Source organism: Aliamphritea hakodatensis, from assembly GCF_024347195.1.
In the GTDB taxonomy this organism is placed as follows: domain Bacteria; phylum Pseudomonadota; class Gammaproteobacteria; order Pseudomonadales; family Balneatricaceae; genus Amphritea; species Amphritea hakodatensis.
This window is the reverse complement of the sequence record NZ_AP025281.1, coordinates 2,209,228-2,234,492: the sequence shown is the minus strand read 5'-3', so window position 1 is coordinate 2,234,492 and position 25,265 is coordinate 2,209,228. Positions and strand designations below refer to the sequence as shown.

Sequence of the window (25,265 nt, the reverse complement as noted above, 5' to 3'; positions counted from 1 at the left end):
GCTTATTGCTCCGCAGAATCTTCTGCCAGAATGCTGGCAATGGTGGTTTTCAGGGTCTTCACAACCTGGTTCATGGCACGCTTATCGTCTTTGTTCAGGCCACGCAGCGGGCGACGGACTTCACCGGAATACCGGCCGTCAATCGTCACGCCGTACTTCACGCTCTGAATGAACTTGCCGCCCTGCTCCAGTACCCGCATCAGGGGCATCATGGCCGACATAATCCGGCGGGCTTTATTGAAATCGTTTTCCAGCACACAGGCCTGATACAGCGCAAGATGCTCTTTCGGCAGGAAGTTAGAGCCGGCACACACCCAGCTCTTTGCGCCCCAGGCGAAGAATTCCAGCGCCTGATCATCCATACCACAGGCGGTCTGAATATGCGGATAGTCCCGCGCCAGCATGTGTAAACGGTTAATGTCGCCGGAGCTTTCCTTGATCGCCATGAAATTGGCAGAACGGCCGACACGGTCGAAGAATTCTTCTTCCATGTTCACGCCCATACGGTCCGGGTAGTTGTACAGCATGATTGGCAGGTTCGCTGCCCGGTCGATGGTCAGGGCATGCAGGGCCAGCTCACGCTGGGTCGGCAGAGAGTACGGCGGCGTCGCCAGCAGGATGACATCCGCGCCGTGTTTGGCACCGTCTTCCGCCAGCTTAATGGAGTGATCCGGGTTTACAGAACCGGTGCCGAAGATGACGATGGCCTTATCAGCGGCAATCTGCTTAGAGATCTCCAGCAGCTTCACCCGTTCTTCATGGCTTTCCACGTAATATTCGCCGGTGGTACCGCCCACCATCAGCCCCTGAACGCCGGAATCCACCAGATACTGTACCTGTGCGGCAAAGGCATCATAGTCGATGCTGTGATCTTCGCCGAACGGGGTAATGACTGGCGTGTAAATCCCCTCAAAATGCATAGTTGTGTTACCCATTAAGATTCTTATTGTTCCTGCTGTCAGAGGCATTGCACTGACAGCCACATACTGAAAATCTTAACGAGGAGACAGCAACTCCCACAATCAACCTTTTTGTCGCAAAAAGCATAACCACAAGTTATCAAAGACCGGCAAAAACCCGAAAAGCATCACTCAGGTAATGATTAACCGACCGGCAGCACCTGCCAACAGGCATAAAAAAACGCCATCCTGCGGAGACAGAATGGCGTTATCCGGATAACAGACACGGCTAGGATTCAGCGACGTCATCTGCCTTGCCGATATACGTTGGTTCATGGCGAATGCAATCCATAAACCAGTCCATAAAGGCTTTGAAGGCCGGGGTAGTGCTTTTGTCTTCGGTGTAGGTCAGATAATGGAGTTTTTCTTTAAATACCGCCTTGTGATCCCCTACCCGGACCAGCCGGCCTTCCGCCAGCATGTGCTCAACCAACTGGTTCCAGCCCAGACAGACCCCCTGATGGTTCAGCGCCATCTGCGCCAGCATATTAAAATCGTTAGCATTGAAAATGCGCAACTGGCTGTCATCGCTCTGATCCAGCTCCATATCATGAAAGGCAAACCACACGCCCCAGTCCACATGCTCTGCCACCTGGGAACGGCCAAAGGGGCTGAGGTTCAGTAACACCGCCTGCTGCAGGCCTTCCAGCGTGACGATATCGGGATTGTCTTCCAGATACCGGGGCGAACACACCGGATAAATCAGATCATAAAACAACGGCACCGAATGATAACCTTCCCGCGGATCACTGGCCTTGTTAATGAAGATATCCGGCCGCACCCCCGGCTCCATCTGCAGGAAGTTATTGGTGGTCACCATGTTCACATCAATTTCCGGATGCAGCGCAATAAACTCCGGCAGCCGGTATGACAGCCAAAAAGTTGAAAACGCCGGAGTACAGCAGATGGTCAGCGCCTGCCGCCGCTTACCGGTATTCTGAATCCGCTGGGCCGCCTGGGCGATATTCACAAATGAAAGATAGGCCGCATCGTAAAAAATACTGCCGGCTTCCGTCAGCTCAACCGCCCGGCCGGAACGCTTGAACAGCGTGACGCCTAAGGCCGCCTCCAGCTCACGGATTTGCCGGCTGATGGCCGCCTGTGTCACGCACAAAGCTTCTGCCGCACGGGTGAAATTCTGATACTTTGCCGCCGCCACAAACGACTTAACCGCCCGTAACGAGGGCATCTTGACCAGTATCTGATCCGGTTCTACGTGTTTAACCATAACGTCAGGTATTCAATTCTCTAAATAAAAAGTCGCTTTACCGATTTTCGGGCCAAAAATACACTGGCCCCGCTATCACACCCTGTTCGCAGCGGTACTGCCTGTGCCGTGCTGAATCCTCGCAAACCCTTCTGTACTGGCCATTTCAGCGGAGTTTGAGTATTCGGTTTCCGGTTTTAAGCGCTGCCGGTACCTGCTGCATTAAAAACGATAGATGGTCTGAAAAACAATAGCCATGTTTTTTATCCGGGTGTGTCGCAACTGTATTTCTAACAACAATAAACGTGTGTTTACAGGAGTCATCCTATGTCTGATCAGGCCAAAACCCTTGAGCTAATCCGCCAGCGTCCGCCCCGCTATGCACTGAGCAGCGCCCTTTATCATAGCCAGGATGTCTACCGGCAGGATCTGGAACAGATCTGGCACAGCCACTGGATTTTTGCCGGCCACAGCTTCGAAATACCCAAAGCCGGTGACTACCTGACCCTGCAGATCGGCGACTATCCGGTGGTCATCGTCCGGGGTGACAAGGGTGAAATTAATGCCTTTCATAACGCCTGCCGCCACCGGGGTTCACGGCTGTGCTCTGCCGCCAAAGGCAAATCTGCCAAACTGGTCTGCCCATACCATAAATGGACCTTCGGGCTGGACGGCAAACTGCTGTTCGCCGGTAACATGGGCCCGGATTTCAGCAACGCCGACCACAACCTCCTGCCGGTTCACTGTGAAGTGGTGAACAGCTTTATCTATCTGTGTGTTGCTGAGACCCCGCCGGATTTCGAAGCCTTCCGAGCCGATGTCACGCCGTTTATTGCACCCCATAATCTGGATGACTGCAAAGTGGCCTTCGAATCCAACATCATTGAAAAAGGCAACTGGAAACTGGTATTCGAAAACAACCGGGAGTGCTATCACTGCGATGCCAATCACCCGGAACTGCTGAATTCCTTCGTTGAGAACCTCTCCGTAGCCGGCGTAGGCGGTAACGATGACCCTGAACTGACCGCCCACTGGGACAGCTGCGAAGCGGCCGGTTTCCCAAGCCGGCTGGTTATGGACCCGAAAAATGGCCAGTACCGTATGACCCGCATCCCGCTGGCCGCCGGTGCCGTCAGCTACACCATGAACGGCAAACCCGCCGTGAATGGCCGGCTGGATACGCCAGATGCCGAAGGCAAGCACCTGGAAGATATCGGTGCCCTGCTGTACTTCAACTATCCCTCCACCTGGAATCACTTTTTGGGGGATCATGCCCTGAGCTTCCGGATTCTGCCACTGGGCCATGACCAGACGCTGGTCACCACTAAATGGCTGGTGCACAAAGATGCGCAGGAAGGCGTCGACTACGACCTGGATGCCCTGACAAAAGTGTGGCTGGCCACCAATGATCAGGACCGGGAACTGGTAGAAGAAACCTTCCGCGGTACCGGCTCACCTTCCTACACCCCGGGTCCGTTTTCCGAAATCGCTGAAAACGGTGTATGTCAGTTCGTCGACTGGTACTGCCAGACAATGGAAACCCGGCTGAGCAAGTAAACCGCTACGCGCTTTATGGTAGCTGGTCACCCCGAAAAACGTTCGGGGCCTGATCAGACAGAGTTTAGTCCGTCTTCCCTGCCGGTTCTGACCGGCACCGGCAGGGCTTTTTCAGACCCACAGACAACGGATGTACAATGCAAACAACACTTCCCACACCGCTCAGCCCCGGCGAATATCTGCGGGGCTACCTGCTGGTGATTGTCGCAGCAGTCAGCTACGGCCTGCAGCCTTTATTCGCCTTTCAGGCCTACGGGGATGGCGCCACTCCGCTGGGATTACTGCTGTGCCGTTACATCATTGCCTTCACTCTGCTGCTGATCTGGCTGCGCTGGCGCAACATCGCCCTGCCCAGAGGTAAGGCATTTCGCCAGTACCTGATTATCGGTATCGGCTATGGTTGTGCTGCACTGGGGTATTACACCGCCAGCCAGAGCACCTCTGTGAGCCTGGCAGTGATTGTGATGTTTTCGTTCCCGGCCTTTATCACCCTGTATGCCATGGTGATTCTCAAAGATCCGCCGCGCACATCCCGGCTGTTAAGCATGGTCATGGGGCTGGGTGGTGTGGTTCTGGCGGCCGGTTCAGACCTGCAGGGGGATCTCAGCGGCATTGGCTGGGCACTGTTCGCCGCCCTCAGTTATGGCGCTTCGATTATTTACGGCAGCCATAATGCGGTCAGTAAACAACCGCTGGCGGACAGCTGTGTGATCATGCTGGGCGGAGCGCTGATCTTCAGCGTTGCCATACTTGGCAGCACGTTGCTGAGCACTGGAATTCCCGTCAGCCTGCCCTCCGGCACTGCCAGTTGGCTGGCGACTGTCAGCCTCGCGGCATTTGCCACCCTGTTACCGGCAATCTGCTTTATCAGCGGCTCCCCCAAAACAGGGGCTGCCAATGCCGCCACCATCTCCACGCTGGAACCGGTGGTCGCGATCAGCATTGCAGTGCTGATGATCGGCGAATCCCTGCCGACCGATACCCTGCTGGGCGGTATGCTGGTGCTGGCGGCTGCCATTACGCTGGCACGTAAGTAACCCTGACCAAACCTTCCCGGGCAGTCAGTTTACGGTCGGCTGCCCTTCCCTTTTCCTCTGTCAGCTGAGCTGTACAGACCGCCGATAATGGCGTGAAATCCTGTATCCGTCCTGCCGATACCCTCCCTCCTGTCTACTTACGTAAACCAAAATATTGTCGCAAACCTAAGTCTTTAATTACTTAAGTGACGCATTTCGTTCGCCAGGCTATGAACAATAACGCCAGGTTATGGTTTCTAGGCAAATAATGTCGTTGGACGCTTTTTTGCAAAATCTCTAATTTAAATAACAGAACTTCTTTACACCTTGCCCGTTGGAAACTGTTGTCAGTGGCCCGCAAACAGCAAGGTGAATCAGCAGGTTCAGGCCTGCTGAACATATGTAATCCAATAATAAAAACGGGGACAGCATGACAGACAACACAGATATCCTGTCGATTCGCAACGTGTACAAGGTATTCGGTGAACAGCCGGAAAAAGCGATGCAGATGTTGCGCGATGGCGCAGACAAGGATCAGATCTTTGAAAAAACCGGCCAGACTGTCGGTGTCTTTGATGCCAGCTTCTCAGTAAAGAAAGGTGAGATTTTCGTCATCATGGGCCTCTCCGGCTCGGGCAAATCCACCATGGTACGTCTGCTGAACCGCCTGATTGAGCCCACCGCCGGCAGCATCGAACTGAACGGTAAAGACATTACCAATCTCGGTGATGAAGACTTGCTGGACGTACGCCGTCAGGAAATGAGCATGGTGTTTCAGTCCTTCGCGCTGATGCCACACATGTCGGTGCTGGAAAACGCCGCGTTCGGGCTGGAAATTTCCGGCGTCGAATCCGAAGAACGTAACCGCCGCGCCCAGGAAGCGCTGGATCAGGTTGGCCTGGGTGAACACAGCGCCAGCTATCCGCACCAGCTTTCTGGCGGTATGCAGCAGCGTGTGGGTCTGGCCCGCGCACTGGCCAACGACCCGACCATCCTGCTGATGGACGAAGCCTTCTCCGCCCTCGACCCCCTGATCCGTTATGAAATGCAGGGCGAACTTATCCGCCTGCAGAAGGAACAGGAACGCACCGTTATCTTTATTTCCCACGATCTGGATGAAGCCATCCGTATCGGCGACCGGATCGCCATCATGGAAGGTGGCCGGGTGGTGCAGATCGGCACACCGGAAGAGATTATGCGCAACCCGGCAGATGACTACGTAGAGACCTTCTTTCAGGGCGTGGATGTCACCAAGATCCTCAAAGCCGGCGATATCGCCTGTGCAGATACCGGCTGTGCCATCCGCATTAACGGTACGGTGCAGCCTTTCGACAGCAGCCTGCACAGCTTCGGCTACCTGCTGGATGACGGTAACCAGTTGCAGGGCGTGGTGCCATTAAGCGCCACCGACGGCTCCACGGCCACGCTGGCCTCGCTGCAAGCCTCACAGCTGGACAGCCATCATCAGGTATACAGCGATGACCTGCTCAAAGATGTGGTGAAAAAAGTCGCCAACAGCGATTACCCGGTGCCGGTAATCGACCGGGCAAACGGTTTCTGCGGAGTGATCAGCAAAGACCAGTTGCTGCAGACCCTGAGCCATTCCTGAGCCAAAGAGCCTGAGTTAAGCCGAATACAACAATAAAAGAGACCGAACCATCATGTCTGAATTCAGTTTATTAGACCCGTTTCAGTTCCTCAGCATCCCCCTTGGTGAGTGGGTCGAGAGCCTGCTGAACTACTTAGTCCAGAACTTCCGTGGCTTCTTCCGCGCCATCCGCTGGCCGATTGATCAGGTACTGGATTTTTCCGAATACGTGCTGCAATCCATCCCCCCGTTAATCGGTATCATCCTGTCATCCCTGCTGGGCTGGCAGCTGGCCGGTAAAAAAATGGGCCTCTTCTGCGCCATCACCCTGATTTTCCTGGGCCTGATTGGCGTATGGTCTGAATCCATGACCACCCTGTCACTGGTACTGACGTCCCTGTTCTTCTGCATCATTTTCGGCATTCCGCTGGGCATTGCATCTGCCCGCAGCGACCGGCTGGAAAAGATCGTCCGTCCAGGTCTTGATGCCATGCAGACCTTGCCGGCATTCGTCTATCTGGTACCGGTCGTCATGCTGTTCGGCATCGGTAACGTACCCGGTGTACTGGTAACCATCGTCTTTGCCCTGCCACCGCTGGTGCGCCTGACCAACCTGGGTATCCGTCAGGTACCGGCCGATAAGATCGAAGCCGCCCGTGCCTTTGGCTGCACCCCGCGCCAGATGCTGTTCAAAGTTCAGTTACCCCTGTCTATGCCAACCATCATGGCAGGCATTAACCAGACCCTGATGCTGTCGCTGTCGATGGTGGTAATCGCTTCCATGATCTCGGTGGGCGGCCTCGGCCAGATGGTACTGCGCGGCATTGGCCGTCTGGATATGGGCCTGGCCACCGTCGGCGGTGTCGGCCTGGTGTTACTGGCCATCTTCCTGGACCGCCTGACTCAGGCCATGGGCGATCGTTCAGAAGCCAGCCACGGCATGCACTGGTACGAAACCGGCCCGGCAGGCCTGCTGGTACGCAGCTACCGCAGCCTGACGGCTAAATAAAAACGGCAACACAACCGCTTACAACAACAATAAAACTGTTAAATAAAATGAGGACCCAGCGATGATCAAATCACGCTTCAAAGAACTGTCTAAACGCATTATTCAGTTAACTGCCGCTGCCGCTCTGGCAACCTCTGCCAGTGCTGTACTTGCAGCTGAAAAACCGGGCGAAGGTGTGGAAGTCACCCCTATTTTCCCAAGTATTGCTGAAGAACGTTTCCGCGGTGAAATTGCCATCGCGGGCCTGCAGGAGCTGGGTTATGAAGTAGAAGAGCCAAAAGAAACCGAATACGCCACCATGATGCTGGCGCTGTCTTATGGCGATGCAGACTTCACCGTTCACCTGTGGGACGTGCTGCACGACACCTTCTACAAGAAGGCCGGCGGTGACGACACCATGGTCAAGGCCGGTGACGTTATTCCGGGCGTACTGCAGGGTTATCTGATCGACAAAAAAACCGCTGACGCGCACAACATCAAGTCTCTGGCGGATCTGAAAAAGCCGGAAATCGCCAAGCTGTTTGATGCCGACGACGACGGCAAAGCGGATCTGACCGGCTGTAACCCGGGCTGGGGCTGCGAACTGGTTATCGACCACCACATCGAAGCTTATGGTCTGGGCGACACCGTTAACCACAACCGCGGTTCTTACTTTGCCCTGATGGCAGACACCATCACCCGTTACAACGAAGGCAAGCCAATCCTGTACTACACCTGGGTACCACAGTGGATCTCCGGCGTACTGGTTGAAGACAAAGACGTGGTCTGGCTGGAAGTACCGCAAACAGACCTGCCAGACGGCAACAACGACGTTAACACCAGCTTCAACGGCAAGAACCTGGGTTTTGCGGTCGACAAAGTGATGTCTGTGGTGAACAAAGAGTTTGCTGAAGAAAACCCGGCGGCCACCAAACTGCTGTCTCTGGTACAGATCAGCGCCAGCGACGAAAGCGCCCAGAACCTGAAAATGCAGGACGGCGAGAAGTCTGTTGAAGACATCAAGCGTCACGCCCAGGAATGGATCACGGCTAACCGCGGCACCTACGACAACTGGCTGACTGAAGCCCGCGCGGCTGCTAACTAATCACATACCCCTGAATACCAAAGGCACCTGCGGGTGCCTTTATTTGTTTATCTGCAAGGAATAACAATGTCCCTCTACCGCTTCATTAACAGCCTGACCTTCAGCGACGTACCTGCCCACACCCAACAACTGATCACCACCTCGCTGATGGACATCATCGGCGTTATGGCCGGGGCAACCGCTAATACCACCAGTCAGAACATCCGCAATTACGCCGCCGACCATTATCCGGCCACCCGCCTGAGCAGCCGGTTGCTGTTTGATGGCCGCGCGGTACATCCGATGGGAGCAGCCTGGGCCGGGGGATTTACCGCCGATAGCCTGGACGCCCACGAAGGACACTTCACCTCCAAAGGCCATGCCGGTGCTACCGTGGTACCTGCCCTGCTGGCCATCGCCGATGCCTGCCACGCACAGGGCAAGGCCATCTCCGGCGCTGAATTTCTGGCAGCCGTTACCCTCGCCTATGAAACCGGATTGCGGGCCGGTGTTGCCCTGATGGATACCGCCGCGGAATATCATGCCTCCGGGGCATTCTCCGGGTTAGGCGTCGTCTGTGGCGGTGCCCGCTTAATGAACATGACCGAAGAACAGTTCATGCACGCACTGGGCATTGCCGAATACTTCGGGCCACGTTGTCCGATGATGCGCTTAGTAGACTTCCCCTCCATGCTGCGGGATGCCCACGGTGCTGGCGCCTATGCCGGGGTCAACGCCCTGTTCATGGCGGAAGCCGGCATTACCGGTGCGCCGGCCGAAACCGTTGAACAGGATAAAATCAAACACTGCTGGGATGACCTTGGCCAGCGCTGGGAAATCGACGCCCAGTACTTCAAACCGTGGCCCGTGTGCCGCTGGGCGCAGCCGGCTCTGACCGCCGTAACCGCCATGCTGAAAGACCATCCGCAAATCAGCAGTGAAACCGTCACCGCCGTTCAGGTAGAAACCTTTCATGAATCCATGCGCCTGCAGGGACATTTTCCTGCCAATGCGGATGAAGCCCAGTACGGTCTCGCCTTTCCGCTGGCGGCACTCATTACCCGGGGGCAAGTTGGTCCGAATGAGGTTACAGGTGACGCAATCAGAGATGCACAGATCCTGAAGGTCAGTAAGCTAATCGACATTACCGAAGCAGATGACCTGTCGGCCCGCTTCCCGGAAGAAATTCTCAGCCGGGTAACCATTGAGCTGCAGGACGGCAGCCGTTTCACCAGCCCGGTCACCCAGGCAAAAGGCGATCCGGCAACGGCCATGAGTCAGGAAGAGTTCCGCGCCAAATTTGATTTACTGGCCGGGGTTAACCTGTCGGAGGTCCGTCGCGATGCCATCTGCACGGCCATTGATTCACTGCCGGAAACGGAATCCTGCAGCGAACTGTTTGAATTACTGATGCATTAAAAAAACGGTCTGAGCAGTTGCCTGCTCCGAACCGGAGCAGGAAAGGACGAAACACAGTATGAACACCCTGAGCAGACATCCCGGCGAACCCGTCACAACGGTATCAAAGCAGATCAGCTTTATTCTGTTACCCGGCTTTGCCCTGACATCTTTCTCGCTGGCGATTGAAGCCCTGAGTGTTGCCAACAGTCTGGACGACCAGCCGATCTACAGTTACGGGATCTGCAGCCTGACGGACGGCGACCATCCGGGCAAAGTCATCAGCTCCAACGGTGTACCTGTTGAAGTCAGCCACGGGCTGGACGCCTGCGACAATGCTGAAATGGTGTTCATCTGTGCCTATAAAGGCGCAGCTACAATAGAAGACCCGCAACTGCTCAGCCAGCTACGCCGCCTTTCCCAAAAGGGCGTACGAATCGTGGCGCTGAGCGGCGGCAGCTTCGTCCTCGCCAAAGCAGGATTACTGCAGGATAAAGGCTGCACCCTTGTACACGAACACCGCAGCACCTTTGCCGAGCTGTATCCGTCCATCCCCCTGCAGGACAGCATCTACACCGTGAATGGTAATGTACTCACCAGCGCCGGCGGCACCGCCACGCTGGACATGCTGCTCTACCTGATCGGTCTGGATCAGGGCAAAACCTTCGCCCATAACGTGGCGCAACGGTTCCAGCAGGAACGCATACGCTCCGGTGAAGAAGTGCTGGCCAGCCAGCGAATGCTTGCTCTGTCCATGAAATCCCCCTGTCTGGGTGCCGCCATCGAACTGATGGAAAAAAGCATCGATCAGCCCTACAGCATCGAAGACCTGTCCCAGCGCATCGGTACCACCCGGCGCAATCTGGAAATGGTATTTCAGCGCCATCAGAACACCACCCCTAACCGTTATTACCTGAAACTGCGGCTGCAACATGCCCGCCGGATGCTGGAAGAAACCAACCTCAGCATCGCCAGCATTGCCCAGGCAACCGGCTTCAGTTCACAGAGTTATTTCGGTAAATGTTTTAAGGATCTTTACGATATCCAGCCTTCACAGCTGCGTCAGGATTAATTTCTCGCACCACTAAGACACTCTTTCGCATTTTTGATATAACCCAACCCCATAAAACAGCAATACTGGCACCTCAAATAACAACTAAAACCGACAGGTGCCAACGTGTCTACGCAGACAGACTCCCGACTCGCGAGTAAATCAACCTCCTTCCATGAAATTCCCATTATTGATATCGGACCGTTACTCGACGGCTCTGATCCGCAACAGGTTGCCAATCAGATCGGCGATATCTGTGAAAACGTGGGCTTTCTCTATATTCGCAACCATGGCGTCGACAAAGCGCTGATACAGGCCGCCTACGAACAGGCTGAAGCCTTCTTCAAACTGCCAATTGCTGAAAAACAAAAACTGCACATCAGCCACTCCGGCCAAACCCTGCGCGGCTACATTCCCATGTATGCGGAAAACGTTGACCCGGAAAATACCAAAGACCACAAAGAATGCTTTGACCTGGGTGCCGAATGCCCGGCAACAACCCCCTTCCACGGCCCGAACCTGATGCCGGACACACCGGCAGCGTTCCGCGAAACCTTCGAACGCTACCACAGCGCCATGATGAAACTGGCCGAACAGCTGATCAGCGCTATCGCCCTCAGCCTGAACCTGCCGGCAGACTACTTCGCAAAACTGCAGCAAAATCCCATCACCATCCAACGGCTGCTGCACTACCCGTCGCAATCCGGTGATATCCGCCAGGAAGAAATCGGCATCGGCGCCCACACCGATTACGGCTTCCTGACCATCCTCGGCCAGGACAACAACGGCGGCCTGCAGGTCCAGAACCGTCAGGGAGAATGGATCGACGCCCCTCCGGTGGAAGATACGTTTATCGTCAACATCGGTGATCTGGTGCAAACCTTCACCAACGACAAATACATCTCCACCATGCACCGGGTCATCAACACCAGCGGCCGGGAACGCTACTCGCTGCCCTTCTTCATCGATCTGGATTTCGATGCTGAAGTCAGCGTCGTGCCCACCTGCCAGAGCGACAGCAACCCGGCGAAATACCAACCCTACACCTGCGGCCAGCACAAATACAAACGCTTCATCGACAGCTACGAACATCTGGGTGAATAGCCGTAACTTCTGAAAAGTCATAAAAAATGCGCCACATGGGCGCATTTTTTTATTCGGGTAATCCGCTAACTTAGCGTCACGTAACCATCCTTAGCCTTGCATTTTATTCCTTCTATGAAAATAAGACACAGATTTATTAAAACCACACTGTTTGATCATTTAAATAAATCTGTCACCTTGTCAGTCACTCTTCAATTAGCTCAATTGAGTGTAAGTACCTGATTGCAAAGAAAACCGTATAGTATTTGATTTTATAGCATTTATTTAGCGCTTCATTTGTAAGACTAACTGTTTCCCCTTCTCTTTGATAAATAGTTTCCTCTTCACCACTTTTAAATTTTGCAACTAACCCACTACTAGAGTACAAAGAGATTAAACATCCAGTCGTCTCCTTAATATCATCAGCTGCAATCTCATATTTCCACAAATTCAAAATTGCAGACACGAAAAGCACAATAGCAATAGCCTTTAAATGTGATTTATACCAAACCTTTCTCACCTTCATAAAAACACATAACAATATTCCAGCTGATAGAAATAATAAGAAATACATAGTACATCGATTTAAATTAATAATTTTTATTTATGGAGTTCAATTCACAAAGAATCTCTATTTATATGTTAAAGCATGTGACTGCATTAGCAGATGAATAAAAATCAAGGCATAAACATTCACGTTCAATATTTTCTTTAATTTCAAGTAGCCTAATAAGGAAACAATAACAAACATAAAAGTTGCGGTGAAGAACATAAAAAAGCTATTAAAATTAAAGCGCAGATACCCAAAAGATAGAACTAATGGAACTATAATAAAAACTAAAGACGCGCAAGTTATATAATCAATCTTTTTTTGATTATAAAAATAAACCCCTGCTCCAATAGCATATACAGGTGCAAAAAAACTCCCATAAAGATAACCTGCTAAATCTCTTATATTGAAAACAATGTAATGCTGATATAGTTCTTCCATTTTAATATCCTAGCAAATAACAAAGGCTAATAATTAATTTAATACTTAACTGACTGCCCTATATTCCCTTACTTATATTAACTCTCTTTATCTTACCTCATTTTATTTTTTAGTAATCACTCCCTGTGAGCAATTTTATTCTCGCTAACTCTCTTACTAAAAAAGGGCAGACTTATCTATTATATCAAACATTTAAATAATCCTATTCACTTTTCCATACAAATCATAAACCAAACCTATCTGTGCATTTATCAATGATATGTATAAACCTTATGATAAGATTAAAATTTAAAAAATCTTATATATATTTTTATAAAAATAACCAATATCTGAATTACAATAGTATGAAACAGAATCATCTCCTATAAAATCTGTCTTATAATCAATATATTCAGACATCAAGAAACCATCATTCAGCCGTATAAACTTAAATTTTATTTTCTTTATCTCCTTATACTTACCAATAAACTCCGATTCACTAACTTGTTCATACTCTGACTCTTCTAGTGAGCCAGATAGTAAATTAGAGTATGACATAATATTCTTTTTATCCCCTTCGACATATTTTACCTCAAACACATCACCATTTGATTTTTTATATCTCGCAGACTTAACCTGTTCAAACTGAGCTACAAGGGCTGCATTAAAATAATCATTTGCTCGCCATACGCTATCTACTTCAACTTTCTCATAAACATGAAAGCCAAAATCATATCCACAATAAGAACTAAATTGATAATAGCTTATTATATTTTTACGAAATAAAAACAAACCAAATAAAATAATAACCAAAACACCGATAAAAACAATATACTTTCTACATACAATCATATCCCCCCCAAACGTTTATTTTAAGAATCTCATAACAAAAGCCTGTTCTATTTACTCTACACTGTCCAAATCTCTTTATACTGCCCATCACTCTGGACCAAATCATCGTGACGTCCAGCTTCTATTATTTCTCCATACTCCATTACCACCACCCGGTCACATAGCGGCATACAGTTCAGCCGGTGGGCGATCATAATGACGGTTCTTCCTTTTACGATTTCTAGCAGTTTTTTTTAAGGTTGTTTGTTCGGCTTCGTAATCCAGTGCGGAGGTCGTTTCGTCGAATACGAAGATTTTCGGGTCGGCCACCAGAGCTCCGGCGATGGCGATGCGCTGGCGCAGGCTGCAGGAGAACCTGAAGACCCGCTCGCCTAACGAAGTAAAGGCTTTCTCAGGCGCTTCAGACAGTGCTGATTGAGCAGAACGCTCAAAGGTATGAGGATCATCCGTCAGCTGAAGAATCTGACAGAGAATTTGCAAAGCACTGAGCAGGCTTTGTGTTTCTTGATGTATATCTGAACCGAGTGATTCAGCGGCGACTGAGTTCATCCCTGATATCTATCCCTGTATGTTCCTGCAGATACGGCTGCTACCGTATGCTGCGGCAAAAATTTCCATTTTTTGTAATCTGCAGGCAACCGATACTCATTATCAGTACTGGCCTGCAATACATTCTTTATATCATCATCGTCCTCAGGCATCACACTAATTGATGATTTGCCTTTCCTATACCTCCCATCTATCTCCGGTCTGAAAAGGCTCAGACGAAAGTAGCAGCACGAAAAAAATGTGTCAACAATCTCAATCAAGGCTCATAACTTATTATTAAATAAGAAAATGATGTATAGGCATCACAGCGTTCTTCCCGTAGTACAGCTAGAATGAAATGTACTCACGTGCTTCAGGAGCTGAACATGCCAGTCACTGACATCATTGCTGTACTGCTGATATTTGCGGCCACCGGGATTATAGGGCTGTTCATTACCCGACTGGTGAATATTCCATATTCGCTTATTCTGGTGGGGCTGGGTTTCCTTCTGGCGCTGTCAGTCGAAGCCTTTGGCTGGGACAGTGGTATCCGGGCCAGCAATTTTCAGGATCTGATGCTGTTTGTGCTGTTGCCGGTGCTGATTTTTGAAGCGGCGTTCTCGCTGGATTCAAAACTTCTGTTCCGGTTTATGCCCAATGTACTGACGCTGGCCACCATTGGCCTGTTGGTGTCTACCGTGGCAACCGCCGTGTTTATCTTCTATGGCATAGGTCACCCGGGGTTTCCCTTCATCGCGGCGCTGATCACCGGTGCAGTGATTTCAGCCACTGACCCGGTGGCCGTTGTAGCCCAGCTAAAAGCTCTGAATGCCCCGGCGGAACTGAATGTGCTCATTGAAGGTGAAAGCCTGTTTAACGATGCCACGGCCATTGCCCTGTTCACAATTCTGGTGGGCATAGGGTTGGGCACCGTTGAGGCGGATGTGACGGATGGTGTGATTCAGTTCATGAAGATCTTCTTCGGCGGGGTCGCTGTCGGCGTGGTGATGGGCTACCTGTTCGCCCTTACCCTGCACATTTTCTCCGTTACCCTGCCGGGGCTGATTCTGGTGACCATCGTGCTTTCCTACGGCAGTTTTTATATCGGCGAGCATTTTCTGCATGTGTCCGGCATTGTTGCGGTGCTGTTCGCGGCGATTGTGTTTAAGAAAGTCGCCGCCGGGCAATTGGCAGAGCTGGAGCATCAGGTGCATCACGTATGGGAGTCTCTTGGCTTTATTGCCAACGTCTTTGTGTTTGTTTTACTGGGGCTTGTGATTACCGTTGAGATGTTCACCGAACGCTGGATTGCCATTGTGCTGGCGATCATAGCTGCAACGCTGGCCCGCACCGTGGCAGTGTATGTGTCAGTCTGGCTGAACGGGGTTACTGTCGGGCAACCCACCGACAGCCGCTACCCGCCGATTATGATCTGGGGCGGTCTGCGCGGTGCGGTCACCATTGCGCTGGTATTATCCCTGCCCACCGAGTTGCCCTACTGGTGGACGATTCAGTCAATCGGTTTTGGTGTGGTACTGTTTACCCTGCTGGTACAGGCCACAACGAATCCGTGGCTGGTTAAAAAAATCCTTAGCAAGCCACCTGAATCTAAAAAAAGGACACCCCATGGCTAACATCTTCCATTACGCCTTTAAAGTGAAAGATCTCGCCAGTACCCGCCGTTTCTATATTGATATTCTCGGCTGCGAAGAAGGCCGCTCAACTGACACCTGGGTTGATTTTGATTTCTGGGGCAATCAGTTATCCGCCCATGTGGCCGAGATGCCCGAAGCACTTGATTACTGTGGCAAGGTAGATGACATTGAGGTGCCGATTCCGCATTTTGGCGCGGTACTCAGCCCGTCAGAGTCTGAGGATACCCGGCAACGGCTGGAAGCCGCCGGTGTGGAGTTCATTGTTAAACCGGTACAGCGTTATGCCGGTCAGCCGGGCCAGCAGGCCACCATGTTCGTGCTGGATTTCAGCGGTAACCCGCTGGAGTTCAAGAGTTTCAGCGATGAACGGGAGATGTTTGCCTAAGCCTCCAAATAAAGGCCCTGAAATAAAGGCTGCCAAACAAAAAAGGCACCCGTTAGGTGCCTTTCAGATTATTTCTCAGTTCAAACCGTCATAGACGATACTGACCCACTTATCGGGTTTCATGAATCCGCCACCCCATTTTTCATCCAGATCCGCCGTGGGTTTGGCTTCGACGATCTGCAGGCGGGTTTTCCCTTCGGCGATCATCTTGCTGATACGGCTTTCCACCAGCTTCAGCATGTCGCGGTATTCGGCCAGTTCTGCCTTGTTCGACAGTTTGCCGTGGCCGGGAATAATTTTGGTATTCACGTCGGCCACTTCCAGAATCTGATCAGCCGCAGCAATGACCCCGGTAATGGAGCCGCCGCTGCTGGCATCAATAAAGGGATACATGCCGGCAAAGTACAGATCGCCGGTGTGAATTACGTTGGCGGCCTTAAACTGCACGAAGCTGTCGGTATCCGTATGGGCGTTTGGCTGGTGCCGTACCCGCAGTACATCGCCGTTCCAGTGGAAGTTCACCCCTTCACCGAAGGTGATCACCGGCAGTGCAGCTTCCGGAGCGGGCTCAACCTTGCGGTTAAAGGCCTTGATGAACTGATTGGACGACATGCGTTCGCGCACGTTATCGTGAGCAACGATGATACTGCCCTGCTTACCGAAGTTTTCATTACCGCCGGTATGGTCACCGTGCCAGTGTGTGTTGAGCAGGAATTTTGGTACATCGCCGCCGAGGTCTTTAATCGCGGTAAGAATGCGCTCTGAAAGCGGCGCGAACTGATCATCCACCAGATAGGTGCCGTTCTTGCCGATGGATACCGCCATATTCCCGCCGGCACCGGTGAGCATATACAGGCCTTCACTGACCTGGGCAGACGCAATCTTAACGTCTTTAAACCGCTCATGATTGTCTGCCATCACCATGCCTGCCTGGGTCAGCAAACAGAGTGATGTTGCTTGAAGAAATCGTTTGATCATGCCTGTGTCTCCCGGAATTCCTGCTCAGAAAAAAGGTATCAGGCTTACAGCTTAGTCCAGGATTTCAGTCAGACCGCCTGTTCAGCCACCTTTACTGCGACCATATACATCTTCAAGCCGTTCAATATCATCTTCACCGAGATACTCACCGGACTGCACCTCGATCAGTTCCAGCGGCATTTTTCCGGGATTCGCCAGGCTGTGAACACCGCCAATGGGAATATAGGTGGACTGGTTCTTTTCCAGCAGAAAACACTGCTCCCCCTTAGTCACCTCAGCAATGCCGGACACCACCACCCAGTGTTCCGCCCGCTGCTGGTGCTTTTGCAGGCTTAAGCGGCCACCGGGGTTTACCGTAATCCGTTTTACCTGATAGCCATTACCCATATCGATACAGCGGTACTTACCCCAGGGACGGTGCACCGTGCCATGGGGCACATCGCTGAAGCGGCTGTCGGCTTTTACTTTTGCCAGCAGCGCTTTCATAGATTCACTCTGATCACGGTCGGCCACCAGCAGTGCATCCTGCGTATCAACGATCAGCAGATTCTCCAACCCTAAGGTTGCCACCGGCCGGGACTGGCTGTGAATCTGGCAGTTGCGGCTGTTAAATGCCAGCACGGTACCTTCGGTCCGGTTGCCCTGCTGATCCGTTTCCAGTTCGCCGGCCAGCGCCGGCCAGCTGCCCAGATCATTCCAGCCAGCCTCCAGCGGAATCACGGCCACTGCGTCAGGATCATCTGCGCACAGGGGCTCCATGACGGCATAATCCACCGACTCCGCCGGGCAAGCGGTAAAGGCTTCGATATCAATGCGCTGAAAATCCAGATCTTCCCGGCGACCCCGTAAAGCGTCACGGCAGGCGGCCATAATATCCGGCCGGTAGTGCGCAAGAACATTCAGGAAACGGTCTGCCCGAAACATAAACATACCGCTGTTCCACAGATATTCGCCGCTGGCAAGATACGCCTTTGCCCGGGCAATATCCGGTTTTTCAACGAACTCTGCGACGGGAAAAACAGATTCAGTGCGCTGTGCGTCGGCACAGGTACGGATATAGCCATATCCCGTGGCAGGTGAATCCGGCACGATGCCGAAGGTCATCAGCTTGCCGGCCTCCGCCGGCTCCAGCCCCAGCTTAACCGCCGTGCGGAACACTTCAGCTTCACTGATGACGTGGTCTGCCGGCAACACCAGCAAGACTTCATCTGGCCGGGCCTGCAGGGCCGCCAGTGCAATTGCCGGGGCAGTATTGCGGCCCGCCGGCTCCAGCAGAATGTCCGCCTGTATATCCAGTTGCCGCAGCTGTTCTGCCACCAGAAACCGATGATCTTCTGCGGCAACAACCGTATAGCCGGACACGTCCAGCCCCTGCACACGGGCAAGGGTATCCTGCAACATGCTCTGTTCTGAATGCAGATTTAAAAACTGTTTGGGATGTTGCGGGCGGGACAGCGGCCACAGGCGTTCACCGACGCCGCCGGCAAGAATAATCGCTTTCATAACGGAATACATCTGGTACAGGAAGCCGCCATTCTATAAGCCAGAACAGCCGCCAACCAGTAAAATGTGCACTCAGCCAGCCCGAATGTATTAGCGCGTCCGGTAAAACCTAGGTGAAACGGGCCAGTGCTCCGGCAGGCTCACTCAGATCGCCAATATTGTCCTGCACCCACTTTGGATCGTAATAGGTGTCAAGATAACGCTCGCCGCTGTCGCACAGCAGGGTAACAATGGAGCCTTTCTGGCCATTTTGCACCATCTGTTCGGCCACCTGCAATGCACCCCAAAGGTTCGTGCCGGTGGATGCTCCGGCCTTGCGACCGATCAGCTTTTCCAGCCAGAGAATGGTGGCAATGCTGCTGGCATCAGGGATTTTCATCATGTGATCGATCACATCCGGCTGAAAAGAATGCTCCACCTTCGGCCGGCCAATGCCTTCAATCCGGCTGGAGGATGCGGAGGTAAGCTGCCGGTCGCCGCTCAGGTAGCTGTCGTAAAACACGGAGTTTTCCGGGTCTACTACCGTCAGTTCCGTGTCATACCCTTTGTAACGGATAAAACGCCCCAGGGTAGCGGACGTACCGCCGGTGCCGGCGCTCATGACCAGCACAGAAGGAATCGGGTGAGGCTCACAGGCCATCTGCCGGAAAATACTTTCGGCGATGTTGTTGTTCCCCCGCCAGTCCGTCGCCCGCTCGGCATAGGTGAACTGATCCATAAAATACCCACCAATGGATTGAGCCAGCGCCACCGATGCCTCATGCATTTCAGATGACTTGTCGACGAAATGACATTTACCGCCATAAAACTCGATCTGCTTTATCTTTGTCTGGGCTGTGCTTTTCGGCACCACGGCAATAAAGGGCAGACCTATCATGCGGGCAAAATAAGCTTCGGATACCGCCGTACTGCCGGAAGATGCCTCCACCACGGTCATGCCTTCTTTCAGCTTGCCGTTACACAGGGCATACAAAAACAGCGACCGGGCCAGCCTGTGCTTCAGACTGCCGGTGGGATGAGTACTTTCGTCTTTCAGGTAAATATCCACCCCGGGCAGCGACTGCAGCGGCAGTTTGAACAGATGTGTATCCGCCGAGCGGTGCGCATCGGCATTTATCTGGCTGACAGCCTCTTTCACCCAGGTATTCATGCTGTTATTCCTTGTATGTTGGGTTTACGTATCTCATTCAGATTATGACGCCGGCCCGCGGTAAAAGACGAAACGCAACCGCAGGGTGCGCACTCTCAGGCGCTTACAGAGAAACAGATCACATCTCAGGCATCGCTTCGAATGCGGGAAGTTCAGGGTCAATATAATCCCACGATGCAGCACTGCCGGCATAGACGACCATACCCGGCTTAAACGCTTCCGGATCATGCAAGCTGCCGGCGCGGATAAACTCCAGTTGAGGAAAACCGCTGTTCTCTGCATAGATGTGGCAACCGCAACCCGGGCAGAATCCCCGCCTGACAATATTGCCACTGGCCGCTTTTTTATCATGAAAACTCAGGGTCCCTTGAATGTCCAGGCTTCCCTTCGGCAGGGCAATGCTTGATATATGCCCGGTGCCGCTTATTTTCTGACAATCCCTGCACTGACAGTGGCCGGCCATAACCGGTTCCCGGGTACACTCATACCGTATTTCGCCGCACAGGCACTCCCCTGTTAAAGTTGCCATAACCTTCCCTCCTGACTGAACTGTGTCACTGACACATATGTAACTTACGTTTTTGAAGTAACTAAAGCCTAACCCACGAATCAGCACAGTTCAAGCCGGTTATTCAGGTTACTTCAAAATCACAAGTGACTGGGTTACCATTTACGCTCAACAGTTGAATGACAAGACAATGACGGCTGAAAAACAATTTCTTCGTTCGGGTTGCCCCATTGCCAACGGGCTGGACATATTCGGCGATAAATGGACCCTGATCATCCTCCGGGACTTAATCTGTGGGAAGGAAACTTATTCAGAGCTGGCCGGCTCACCGGAAGGCATTCCGACTAACCGGCTGGCGGAGCGGCTGAAAATGCTCGAAGCCAACGGCCTGTTAAGCAAACAGCTCTACCGGGAAAAGCCCAAACGTTACAAATATTTACTGACCCAAAAAGGCAAAGACACCCTGCCCGTTCTGCAGGCGATCTCACGCTGGGGAAATACACATATCGATGGCACCTGGGTGCCGCCGGAATGGTTTATGAAACCACAGTAAATCAGCCGGCGACCCCTATACGTCTTACTCACGGCAAGACGCTGCTAAGCGAATAACGGCATACCCGGCACAGGAATCTTCTTACCAAAGCATGACAACAGGCCTTGCTGCTGCGTCTTATCTGCTTTTTCCCACTGTGCGCTGCCCCGTTTCATGAATAACTGTTGGGATTTCACTGCAATCTGAATGACTCAATACCTACATAGATAACGGTATAAATTCAGTTCCAAAAAAAATCATCCGGCTAGACGGACACGCCGTTTTCTGGCTGCTGATCTGATGCCAGTTGTTCGGATTTTGCCTCTGCCTGCGCCTTTGGTGTCGGCGAAACCTTAGCTTTTTGCGCTGGCGCTGTAGCAGCCGATGGCTGGCCCTGCACCGGTAACCGCACAATGAAGCGGCTGCCCTTGCCTTCCACACTCTGCACCTGAATACGGCCACCGTGCTCTTCAATAATGCCATGGCTGATCGACAGCCCCAGCCCGGTGCCCGAGCCGACATCCTTTGTGGTAAAGAACGGGTTGAACAGTTGCTTCTGCACCTCCGGCGACATCCCGCAGCCGGTATCCCGGATGCTGACAATCACCTCGTTATTAATGAACCGGGTGCCTATAAAAATCTCGCCGTCTTCGTCTATGGCCTGCCCGGCATTCACCAGCAGGTTCATGAACACCTGGTTCAGCCGGCCAATGTTACAGGTCAGGGCTGGCAGGTCGGCATAATCTTCTTGCACCGTGCATTTGTATTTAAGCTGATTAGCGGCGACTTTAAGGGTACTTTTCAGCGCGTCATTAATATCTGCCGGCGCCAGCTGTTCATCATCTTCCCGGGCAAAGCTGCGCAGGCCGGAGACAATGGCTTCCACCCGGTTAACCCCGTCCAGCGATTCCACAATCAGCGGGTCAATATCTTCTGCTGTGTATTCAATATCAAATTCTTCACGGGCGCTTTGCAGTGCGTCCTGCAGGCTCTGCATATCATCATGCTCTTTCAGCAATTCATCGAGCCGCTGCACATAGTCTGTCAGGTTTTTACTGTATGCCTGCAGGCTGCCCAGATTACTTTTTACAAAGCCAACCGGGTTATTGATTTCATGGGCCACACCCGCCGCCATGGTACCCAGCCCGGCCATTTTTTCAGACTGTACCAGTTTGGCCTGGGTCTCTTTCACCGATTTAAAGGCCTTTATCAGCAGGCCATGTTTTTTCTGCAGCTCTTCGGTCCGCTGCTGTACCCGGGCTTCCAGAGAACGGTTCAGTTCGAGGATTTCAGCTTCAAAACTGTCCCGTTGCTTACTGGTTTGGGTGAGGTTTTTAGCCATGGTATTAAAGGCTTCGCCTACCACGGCAATTTCATCTTTGCCCTTCACCGGAATACTGATATTGAACTTACCGCTACCGATGACTTTTGCCGCCCGCTGCAACACATTGAGCTGCCCGGTGAGATAGCCCCCCAGCAGGAATGAAAACAGCGCAACCAGCAACATTTCTACTGTTGCCAGGGTCATACCCCAGGTGTAAACCTGATTAATCGCCTGATTAATGCTGGCAATATGAATGCCGATTTCTACCTGCCCGTAGACTTCACCGCCTTCTTCAATATCGACAATGACATCAAATACATCGTCATCCACCAGGCTGACGTCAGTATCGGCCAGGAAAGGCTCCGTCAGGTGGCTGATATCCCCGGATTCTGCAAACACATCCCCTTCCGCTGAAAGCACCCGGGCATAGACCAGGTCCGGGTTTTTCAGCATTTCATCGGTAAAGGTTTCCAGCGAGGCCAGATCATAGGAAAGCACAGCATCCTTGGTGGTGGTGGCGAACAGGGTCGCGGTGGTCTGGGCGCGCTTCACCAGTGCTTCGTAGTTCGAATCACGCATGAAGTTCATCATCGTCACCAGCAGGACGATCAGTAATGAACCCTCAATCAGCGCCACCCCAAGGATGGTCTTCAGCCGAATAGACATAACTGCTGCTTCTGTTCCTCAGCCTGCCGGTTACAGCATGTGATCAAGCAGCGTGATGTTCAGCCCGCGAACGTCGTCCCAGTCCTTATCGCTGGCCGGGGTGAATGCTTTGAAGTTAATCTTCTTCAGCAGCTCAGCCCCTTTAGGGTCTGCCGCCATGTCCACCAGCGCCTGCTGTAATTTGGCAGCCGCATCAGTGCTGACGTTCGGGCCTACAGCAACTGCGTGAGGGGTGTAACCGTCGGTGGTCCAGAGCACTTTCAGCTGTTCACGGACCGCCGGATCGGTGTTGTTAAAGGTACGGATAACGCCGCCACCGGCCGGGAAAATGCCCTTAGCAACATTCAGATACACCGAATCGTGGGAAGATACATATTTGGGATCAAACTCGATGCCTTTCTGGGTCAGGTTCGCCCGGGGCACCACACTGGCCGCAAAGGCAGCCGGAGACGGGAACGCCAGCTTGGAACCGTCCAGCCCCTGCAGGTCGGCATAGCTGCTGTCTTTACGTACCACCATAATGCCTTTGATGCGCTTGTTCTTCTGCCGGGCAATCGCTTTATAACCCGGTTTCTGGTTAAACACCGTAAAGTGATACGGGTTCATATAGGCAATATCGTATTCACCTTTTTGCAGCCGTTTTTCAAAGGTCGGGATATTTTTGGCGGTGGTGAACTTAATGTCATGGCCGGTCTTCTCACTCAGGTAAGCAGTTACCGGGGTCCAGAGTTTGGCAAGTTTCTTTGCAGATTGCTGAGGTACGATGCCAAAGGTAAAGGTATCCGCCTGGGCGCCCAGGCTGAGTAATAAACCGCCGGCAATGAGTAAACTGTGTAACTTCTTCATCATGCTGCTCCTTGAAATGTATCCTTGTTCACCGGCCGGTACCCTGTGTATCCGCCGGCGACGTCTACTGCCTGCTGCCACCGTTAACTGGCGTCAACATATATCTCCAGCTGTTCCCCCAGATTTTCTTCCATTTCGGTTAACCGGTTAATCGTATCCTGATCCAGCTTCGCGCCGGCACTGAGTAACAGCACCCCCTGCTCGCTGAGCAGATCCCGGGTCAGGGACATACCCGGCTTCATGCCGTGGCTGAGAATCCGCTCGTCCTGAATGGCTTCGCCTTCTTTTGCCAGGGTCGCGACTGCACCGGCAAGGGTTTCGATCAGATGGGTATCGTAACGCTGACCTTCAAATTCACGGATAAACTGCAGCGCTTCCTCTGAGCTGTACGGCCTTGGCTGATAACGGCCGTTGATCAGTTCAACAAAGTCATTCAGTACCGCCAGCACCTGTGCATTGCGGCTGATATGTTCTGCTGTCAGGCCATTGGGATAACCGCTGCCATCCAGATATTCTTTATGCTGTAACACGATTTGCCCGGCGGCATGCAGGGGTTTCACCAGCACCATGGAGGCATTGGCAAGCACCGGATGCCGCTGAAAACGGCGCTGCTGTTCAGCGTTCAGGTCCACATAGGAAGGTTTCAGCAGTTCATCGTCGAAACTCAGTTTGCCGATATTGCGTAGCTGCCAGGCGTAAAACAGCTGCTTGAGGTCGGCCCCGGTAATATTGAGCCGGTCCGCCATTAACAGCAGCAGTTTATTGAGGTTCTGGTTATAACGGCTGTCCTGCCCCATCCGCCGGGCCGTCAGGGAGGAGAACATCCGTACCACCGCGCGGTAACTGTTCTGTAAGCTCTGGTGGCTGTCCCGCAATTGCCGGGTGCGCTGTTCAACCTTGTGTTCGAGGGTTTTATTCAGCTGGGCCAGTTCCCGGGTTTTCTGTTCTTTAACCGCTTCCAGCTTGTCAGCCCGTTGGCGCAGTTCGGTCAGCTCAAAGCCTTTCGCGACGACACTCAGAACTTCATCGTCTTTCCAGGGTTTGGTCATGAAACGGCTGATCTTGCCTTTATTAATGGCATCAATGGTGGCCTGGGTATCGGAATAGCCGCTCATTACGATGCGTTCAGTGTCCGGCCAGCGTTCCGCCACAATGGCCAGAAATTCCTCGCCACCCATTTCCGGCATGCGCATATCACTGATCACCAGATCCACCGGATGTTCTTCAAGCACCGCCAGCCCGGCGTGGCCGGACTCCGCGGTGTGCACCGTGCACTTTGTCCGGCGCAAAATCCGCTTCAGTGCATTCAGCACTGATGCTTCATCATCAACCAGCAATAAGCTGCGCTCAGGAAACTCCATACACTTTGCATCCTTTAGTTAACATGCCCGGCACCGGAAACGGCTTTCAGACGCCTAACTGTTTGTTTCTTATAGT

Annotated in this window: 24 protein-coding genes; 11 read left to right on the top strand and 13 right to left on the bottom strand. The window is 52.4% G+C overall.

The genetic code is table 11. The features are described 5' to 3' along the window. Window positions 1-2: 2 nt before the first annotated feature. Together PCI15_RS10210 and PCI15_RS10205 are read right to left on the bottom strand one after the other, a co-directional pair. Window positions 3-935, bottom strand: coding sequence for a dihydrodipicolinate synthase family protein (locus PCI15_RS10210; RefSeq protein ID WP_271274229.1), 933 nt, complete (start codon window positions 933-935; stop codon window positions 3-5). A 253-nt stretch (window positions 936-1,188) separates the two neighbouring features. Beyond that, entirely contained in the window at window positions 1,189-2,187 is a 999-nt protein-coding gene (locus PCI15_RS10205; RefSeq protein WP_271274228.1) for a LysR family transcriptional regulator, read from the bottom strand. Window positions 2,188-2,493: 306 nt separating this feature from the next. Between PCI15_RS10205 and PCI15_RS10200 the strand changes: the two genes are divergently transcribed. The 8 genes from PCI15_RS10200 (at window position 2,494) to PCI15_RS10165 (ending at window position 11,952) form a co-directional block, all read left to right on the top strand. Next, window positions 2,494-3,723 carry an aromatic ring-hydroxylating oxygenase subunit alpha gene (locus PCI15_RS10200; RefSeq protein WP_271274227.1) on the top strand — a complete coding sequence of 410 codons (1,230 nt, stop codon included), beginning with the start codon at window positions 2,494-2,496 and terminating at the stop codon, window positions 3,721-3,723. A 137-nt stretch (window positions 3,724-3,860) separates the two neighbouring features. Next, window positions 3,861-4,760, top strand: a complete 900-nt coding sequence (locus PCI15_RS10195) for a DMT family transporter (RefSeq protein WP_271274226.1) — start codon at window positions 3,861-3,863, stop codon at window positions 4,758-4,760. A gap of 409 nt (window positions 4,761-5,169) precedes the next feature. Further along, window positions 5,170-6,348 carry a glycine betaine/L-proline ABC transporter ATP-binding protein ProV gene (proV, locus tag PCI15_RS10190; RefSeq protein ID WP_271274225.1) on the top strand — a complete coding sequence of 393 codons (1,179 nt, stop codon included), beginning with the start codon at window positions 5,170-5,172 and terminating at the stop codon, window positions 6,346-6,348. A 52-nt stretch (window positions 6,349-6,400) separates the two neighbouring features. Continuing rightward, window positions 6,401-7,336, top strand: a complete 936-nt coding sequence (gene proW / locus PCI15_RS10185) for a glycine betaine/L-proline ABC transporter permease ProW (RefSeq protein ID WP_271274224.1) — start codon at window positions 6,401-6,403, stop codon at window positions 7,334-7,336. Window positions 7,337-7,397: 61 nt separating this feature from the next. Continuing rightward, window positions 7,398-8,420 carry a glycine betaine/L-proline ABC transporter substrate-binding protein ProX gene (gene proX, locus PCI15_RS10180; protein ID WP_271274223.1) on the top strand — a complete coding sequence of 341 codons (1,023 nt, stop codon included), beginning with the start codon at window positions 7,398-7,400 and terminating at the stop codon, window positions 8,418-8,420. Window positions 8,421-8,486: 66 nt separating this feature from the next. Then, on the top strand, window positions 8,487-9,818 hold the full coding sequence (locus PCI15_RS10175; protein ID WP_271274222.1) for an MmgE/PrpD family protein: 1,332 nt from the start codon (window positions 8,487-8,489) through the stop codon (window positions 9,816-9,818). Between the two features lie 58 nt (window positions 9,819-9,876). Next, window positions 9,877-10,869: a GlxA family transcriptional regulator gene (locus PCI15_RS10170; protein ID WP_271274221.1), complete on the top strand. Its 993-nt coding sequence runs from the start codon at window positions 9,877-9,879 to the stop codon at window positions 10,867-10,869. A gap of 105 nt (window positions 10,870-10,974) precedes the next feature. Next, window positions 10,975-11,952, top strand: coding sequence for an isopenicillin N synthase family dioxygenase (locus PCI15_RS10165; protein ID WP_271274220.1), 978 nt, complete (start codon window positions 10,975-10,977; stop codon window positions 11,950-11,952). Between the two features lie 184 nt (window positions 11,953-12,136). Here PCI15_RS10165 and PCI15_RS10160 read toward each other — a convergent pair whose 3' ends face one another. The 4 genes from PCI15_RS10160 to PCI15_RS10145 form a co-directional block, all read right to left on the bottom strand. Further along, on the bottom strand, window positions 12,137-12,457 hold the full coding sequence (locus PCI15_RS10160) for a hypothetical protein (RefSeq protein WP_271274219.1): 321 nt from the start codon (window positions 12,455-12,457) through the stop codon (window positions 12,137-12,139). 105 nt (window positions 12,458-12,562) lie between these two features. Then, a complete protein-coding gene (locus PCI15_RS10155; protein ID WP_271274218.1) occupies window positions 12,563-12,922 on the bottom strand; it encodes a hypothetical protein in 360 nt (119 codons plus the stop codon). 288 nt (window positions 12,923-13,210) lie between these two features. Further along, window positions 13,211-13,753, bottom strand: a complete 543-nt coding sequence (locus tag PCI15_RS10150; RefSeq protein WP_271274217.1) for a hypothetical protein — start codon at window positions 13,751-13,753, stop codon at window positions 13,211-13,213. 156 nt (window positions 13,754-13,909) lie between these two features. Continuing rightward, window positions 13,910-14,302 (bottom strand): hypothetical protein, encoded by a 393-nt coding sequence (locus PCI15_RS10145; RefSeq protein ID WP_271274216.1) that lies wholly within the window; start codon window positions 14,300-14,302, stop codon window positions 13,910-13,912. Window positions 14,303-14,667: 365 nt separating this feature from the next. On the opposite strand from PCI15_RS10145, the gene PCI15_RS10140 reads away from it, so the two are divergent. Continuing rightward, on the top strand, window positions 14,668-15,915 hold the full coding sequence (locus PCI15_RS10140) for a cation:proton antiporter (protein WP_271274215.1): 1,248 nt from the start codon (window positions 14,668-14,670) through the stop codon (window positions 15,913-15,915). After that, window positions 15,908-16,321: a VOC family protein gene (locus tag PCI15_RS10135; protein ID WP_271274214.1), complete on the top strand. Its 414-nt coding sequence runs from the start codon at window positions 15,908-15,910 to the stop codon at window positions 16,319-16,321. The genes PCI15_RS10140 and PCI15_RS10135 overlap by 8 nt, the downstream gene beginning before the upstream one ends. Window positions 16,322-16,396: 75 nt before the next feature. On the opposite strand, the gene PCI15_RS10130 is transcribed toward PCI15_RS10135, so the two are convergent. The 4 genes from PCI15_RS10130 to PCI15_RS10115 all read right to left on the bottom strand — a co-directional run bounded on the left by PCI15_RS10130 (window position 16,397) and on the right by PCI15_RS10115 (window position 20,481). Then, the gene (locus tag PCI15_RS10130; protein ID WP_271274213.1) at window positions 16,397-17,299 is read right to left on the bottom strand and encodes an MBL fold metallo-hydrolase; all 903 of its coding nucleotides are present in this window, start codon (window positions 17,297-17,299) and stop codon (window positions 16,397-16,399) included. An 81-nt stretch (window positions 17,300-17,380) separates the two neighbouring features. Beyond that, the gene (locus PCI15_RS10125; protein WP_271274212.1) at window positions 17,381-18,802 is read right to left on the bottom strand and encodes a mannose-1-phosphate guanylyltransferase/mannose-6-phosphate isomerase; all 1,422 of its coding nucleotides are present in this window, start codon (window positions 18,800-18,802) and stop codon (window positions 17,381-17,383) included. A 109-nt stretch (window positions 18,803-18,911) separates the two neighbouring features. Continuing rightward, window positions 18,912-19,952, bottom strand: a complete 1,041-nt coding sequence (locus PCI15_RS10120; protein ID WP_271274211.1) for a PLP-dependent cysteine synthase family protein — start codon at window positions 19,950-19,952, stop codon at window positions 18,912-18,914. A gap of 118 nt (window positions 19,953-20,070) precedes the next feature. After that, window positions 20,071-20,481 (bottom strand): GFA family protein, encoded by a 411-nt coding sequence (locus tag PCI15_RS10115; RefSeq protein WP_271274210.1) that lies wholly within the window; start codon window positions 20,479-20,481, stop codon window positions 20,071-20,073. A 169-nt stretch (window positions 20,482-20,650) separates the two neighbouring features. Between PCI15_RS10115 and PCI15_RS10110 the strand changes: the two genes are divergently transcribed. After that, window positions 20,651-21,013, top strand: coding sequence for a winged helix-turn-helix transcriptional regulator (locus tag PCI15_RS10110; protein WP_271274209.1), 363 nt, complete (start codon window positions 20,651-20,653; stop codon window positions 21,011-21,013). Window positions 21,014-21,257: 244 nt separating this feature from the next. Here the strand turns inward: PCI15_RS10110 and PCI15_RS10105 are convergent, their stop codons facing one another. The 3 genes from PCI15_RS10105 to nosR form a co-directional block, all read right to left on the bottom strand. After that, the gene (locus tag PCI15_RS10105) at window positions 21,258-22,982 is read right to left on the bottom strand and encodes a sensor histidine kinase (RefSeq protein WP_271274208.1); all 1,725 of its coding nucleotides are present in this window, start codon (window positions 22,980-22,982) and stop codon (window positions 21,258-21,260) included. A gap of 30 nt (window positions 22,983-23,012) precedes the next feature. Beyond that, window positions 23,013-23,831: a phosphate/phosphite/phosphonate ABC transporter substrate-binding protein gene (locus PCI15_RS10100; protein ID WP_271274207.1), complete on the bottom strand. Its 819-nt coding sequence runs from the start codon at window positions 23,829-23,831 to the stop codon at window positions 23,013-23,015. Window positions 23,832-23,911: 80 nt separating this feature from the next. Continuing rightward, on the bottom strand, window positions 23,912-25,189 hold the full coding sequence (gene nosR / locus PCI15_RS10095) for a response regulator c-di-GMP phosphodiesterase, NosR family (protein ID WP_271274206.1): 1,278 nt from the start codon (window positions 25,187-25,189) through the stop codon (window positions 23,912-23,914). Between the last annotated feature and the right edge of the window lie 76 nt (window positions 25,190-25,265).

What these genes read in the sequence shown, in the direction of transcription:
- PCI15_RS10210 (WP_271274229.1), bottom strand. Translation starts at nt 935, where the DNA reads ATGGGTAACACAACTATGCATTTTGAGGGGATTTACACGCCAGTCATT.
- PCI15_RS10205 (WP_271274228.1), bottom strand. Translation starts at nt 2,187, where the DNA reads ATGGTTAAACACGTAGAACCGGATCAGATACTGGTCAAGATGCCCTCG.
- PCI15_RS10200 (WP_271274227.1), top strand. Translation starts at nt 2,494, where the DNA reads ATGTCTGATCAGGCCAAAACCCTTGAGCTAATCCGCCAGCGTCCGCCC.
- PCI15_RS10195 (WP_271274226.1), top strand. Translation starts at nt 3,861, where the DNA reads ATGCAAACAACACTTCCCACACCGCTCAGCCCCGGCGAATATCTGCGG.
- proV (WP_271274225.1), top strand. Translation starts at nt 5,170, where the DNA reads ATGACAGACAACACAGATATCCTGTCGATTCGCAACGTGTACAAGGTA.
- proW (WP_271274224.1), top strand. Translation starts at nt 6,401, where the DNA reads ATGTCTGAATTCAGTTTATTAGACCCGTTTCAGTTCCTCAGCATCCCC.
- proX (WP_271274223.1), top strand. Translation starts at nt 7,398, where the DNA reads ATGATCAAATCACGCTTCAAAGAACTGTCTAAACGCATTATTCAGTTA.
- PCI15_RS10175 (WP_271274222.1), top strand. Translation starts at nt 8,487, where the DNA reads ATGTCCCTCTACCGCTTCATTAACAGCCTGACCTTCAGCGACGTACCT.
- PCI15_RS10170 (WP_271274221.1), top strand. Translation starts at nt 9,877, where the DNA reads ATGAACACCCTGAGCAGACATCCCGGCGAACCCGTCACAACGGTATCA.
- PCI15_RS10160 (WP_271274219.1), bottom strand. Translation starts at nt 12,457, where the DNA reads ATGAAGGTGAGAAAGGTTTGGTATAAATCACATTTAAAGGCTATTGCT.
- PCI15_RS10155 (WP_271274218.1), bottom strand. Translation starts at nt 12,922, where the DNA reads ATGGAAGAACTATATCAGCATTACATTGTTTTCAATATAAGAGATTTA.
- PCI15_RS10150 (WP_271274217.1), bottom strand. Translation starts at nt 13,753, where the DNA reads ATGATTGTATGTAGAAAGTATATTGTTTTTATCGGTGTTTTGGTTATT.
- PCI15_RS10145 (WP_271274216.1), bottom strand. Translation starts at nt 14,302, where the DNA reads ATGAACTCAGTCGCCGCTGAATCACTCGGTTCAGATATACATCAAGAA.
- PCI15_RS10140 (WP_271274215.1), top strand. Translation starts at nt 14,668, where the DNA reads ATGCCAGTCACTGACATCATTGCTGTACTGCTGATATTTGCGGCCACC.
- PCI15_RS10135 (WP_271274214.1), top strand. Translation starts at nt 15,908, where the DNA reads ATGGCTAACATCTTCCATTACGCCTTTAAAGTGAAAGATCTCGCCAGT.
- PCI15_RS10130 (WP_271274213.1), bottom strand. Translation starts at nt 17,299, where the DNA reads ATGATCAAACGATTTCTTCAAGCAACATCACTCTGTTTGCTGACCCAG.
- PCI15_RS10125 (WP_271274212.1), bottom strand. Translation starts at nt 18,802, where the DNA reads ATGAAAGCGATTATTCTTGCCGGCGGCGTCGGTGAACGCCTGTGGCCG.
- PCI15_RS10120 (WP_271274211.1), bottom strand. Translation starts at nt 19,952, where the DNA reads ATGAATACCTGGGTGAAAGAGGCTGTCAGCCAGATAAATGCCGATGCG.
- PCI15_RS10115 (WP_271274210.1), bottom strand. Translation starts at nt 20,481, where the DNA reads ATGGCAACTTTAACAGGGGAGTGCCTGTGCGGCGAAATACGGTATGAG.
- PCI15_RS10110 (WP_271274209.1), top strand. Translation starts at nt 20,651, where the DNA reads ATGACGGCTGAAAAACAATTTCTTCGTTCGGGTTGCCCCATTGCCAAC.
- PCI15_RS10105 (WP_271274208.1), bottom strand. Translation starts at nt 22,982, where the DNA reads ATGTCTATTCGGCTGAAGACCATCCTTGGGGTGGCGCTGATTGAGGGT.
- PCI15_RS10100 (WP_271274207.1), bottom strand. Translation starts at nt 23,831, where the DNA reads ATGATGAAGAAGTTACACAGTTTACTCATTGCCGGCGGTTTATTACTC.
- nosR (WP_271274206.1), bottom strand. Translation starts at nt 25,189, where the DNA reads ATGGAGTTTCCTGAGCGCAGCTTATTGCTGGTTGATGATGAAGCATCA.